Source organism: Nocardiopsis sp. RV163, assembly GCF_001029525.1.
Lineage (GTDB): Bacteria > Actinomycetota > Actinomycetes > Streptosporangiales > Streptosporangiaceae > Nocardiopsis > Nocardiopsis dassonvillei.
Map to the genome: position 1 here is coordinate 1 of NZ_LEKI01000300.1, position 2,546 is coordinate 2,546.

2 protein-coding genes are annotated in these 2,546 nt (G+C 74.6%); both read left to right on the forward strand.

Going from position 1 to position 2,546, the window contains the following annotated elements:
* Window positions 1-1,217, forward strand: a 1,217-nt coding sequence (locus ABD54_RS26225) for a site-specific integrase (RefSeq protein ID WP_047872231.1), incomplete at its 5' end; no start/stop codon positions are given.
* Window positions 1,218-1,350: 133 nt separating this feature from the next.
* Window positions 1,351-2,546, forward strand: a 1,196-nt coding sequence (locus ABD54_RS26230; RefSeq protein WP_047872232.1) for a hypothetical protein, incomplete at its 3' end; no start/stop codon positions are given.

A 2,546-nucleotide genomic window follows, 5' to 3' on the forward strand; every position in this document is an offset into this window, starting at 1 on the left:
CCCCCGGCCCCGAACCCGCCCACGAGATCGCCCTGCCCGGGGCCGTGCGCGCCCGCCTGGAGCAGGCGACCCCCAGCGTCCTGGTCGACACCCGCGCCCTGGCCCGGGTGCGCGAGCGCTTCGACACCGAACAGGCCCAGACCCTGGGCCGCTACCTGGCCAGCGCCCAGTCGCCCAACACCCTGCGCGCCTACCGTGCCGACTGGACCTCCTTCACCGCCTGGTGCCTGGCCCAGGAACGCCAGTCCCTGCCCGCCGACCCGGTGGACGTGGCCGTGTACCTGGCCGCCTGCGCCCAGGAGCGCACCCCCGACGACACGGGCTGGGCCCTGGCCCCCTCCAGCATCGAACGGCGCGCCGCCGCCATCGCCGCCGTGCACGGCGCCCACGGGCTGGAATCGCCCACCCGCGCGGAGGTCGTGCGCATGACCCTGCGCGGTATCCGCCGCACCCGCCGGGCCCGCCCGCGCCGCAAGGAACCGGTCGTCCTGCCCGTCCTGGAGACGCTGCTGTCGGTGCGTCCGGGCCCCGGACACCCCCACGGGGTGGCCCGCAGGCGCGATACCCTGCTGCTGCTGACCGGGTTCGGCGGGGCCCTGCGCCGCAGCGAACTGGCCGCGCTGACCTTCGACGACCTGACCCTGCACACCGATCCCGCCACCGGCGCCCCCGCACTGGTGGTGGCGCTGGGCGCGACCAAGACCGACCAGGAGGGCCGCCACGGCCACAGGGTCGCCCTGCCCCGGGGCAGGCACCGCCAGACCTGCCCGGTGTGCGCCTACGCCGACTGGGCCGCCCTGGTCCGGGCCCACCGCGCGGGCGGTGAGGAGGCGGTGGCCGCCCTTCTGGAGCGTCCTGTCCCCGAGGGGGCCCTGGCCCACCTGTGCCAGGGCTGGCCGGGCACGGACCTGGCCGACGGCTCAGAGCGCCCCCTGCTGCCCACCGTGGACCGCCACGGCCACCTCGGGTCGCGCCCGATGTCGGGCCGGGCCGTGGGGGAACTGGTCAAACGCTACGCCCGCCGCGCCGGACTGGACCCCGACGACTTCGGCGGGCACTCCCTGCGGGCGGGGTTCGCCACCCAGGCCGCGCTGGGCGGGGCCAGCGACCGCGAGATCATGCGCCAGGGCCGCTGGACCAACCCGCGCACGGTCCACGACTACATCCGCACCGCCAACCCCTTGGAGGACAACGCCGTCACCCGGCTGGGCCTGTGACCCCGCACCCCGTGGCCCCTTGGGCATCTCAGCTTGCCAACAAACACACCAGTAGTACTCGAAATAGCCAGTTAAAGTGCGATCCTTCCCTGATGAGACATTAGGTTGGTTCCGTGAGAAAGGGGACGGGCCCATGGTCGACGAGTTTCGCGCGGCGTTCCAAGAACTGATCGACGCCTCCGTCGCCACCGACCCCCGACACTTCCCCCCAGCCGTCCACAAGGTCTACGTGCTGGCCTCCCAGATCCCCGCCTCCGAGCGCGAACTCGCCCTGGAGGCCCTGGCCCCCCTGCTCTCGGGAGACCACGCCGCCCCGGGCATCATCGCCGACCTGTCCCTGGTCGCCGGAGCCCTGGTCGAGATGGGCACCGAGCCCGGCCCCACCGGTATCGAGGTCCTGCGCCGCCTGCGCACCATGGGCCGGGGCGCCATCGTCTTCGTCCGCGCCTGGGAGCGCACCGGCAACGACGCACCGCCCGACCCCGACGCCGTCACCGCCGACGCCGAGGCCCGCGTGACCGCCGACCTGGGCAACGACGCCCCCGGCGCCACCATGTGCTGGTGGACCATCCGCCGACACGGCCTGGCCGCCAGGACCATGCTCAGCGAGGCCCCGGTCCGCGCCCACGTGCGCCGCGACCCCGCCCTGCACGCCGAACTCCTGGCCATCGCCACCCAGCTCTCGGAACTGCTCACCGAGTTCGACCAGGTCCGCGACCTGTTGCGCATGTCCGAGGCCACCGGCGTCCTGGTCCTGGACCGCGCCTCCGAACGGGCCTTTCGCGTCCGCTTCGAGGGAGTCGGAGACAACGCCCAGCTGCACACCCTGCTCGCCGACGCCCTCATCGGCCCCCGCGGCCGGGGCCTGCCCGGCGATCCGCCGGACCCGCGCTGGGTCGCCGCCTTCCGCGACAGCGCCCCCGACCCCGCCGCCCAGACCGTGCGCGGCTGGTGGAACCTGGTCGCCCACGACGGCACCTGGGTGTGGAACGAGGGCCTGCCCGCCGAGATCCCCACCCTGGAGGGCGAACACCTGCTCGTCCTGGACGAGCAGCCCTACCCGCGCTCCTGGAACGCCGCCAGGCGCCACCCCCAGGTACGCGGCTGGCTGGAGGTGGAGGAGGAACTGCCCCCCGAGGAGGCGGCGCTGTGGTGGAAGCGCGTCGCCCCGGCAGAACCGGCCATCCCCAGCGCCGACGAGGACCAGCATCCGCCGCTGCCCGAACCGGTCGTGCTCGGCACCGAGGGGGCCGAACCCCTGCGCGTGCGCGGCTTCCTACCCGAGGAACCCCCAGCCCCCGAACCGGCGGCCCCACCGGAGACGCGGAG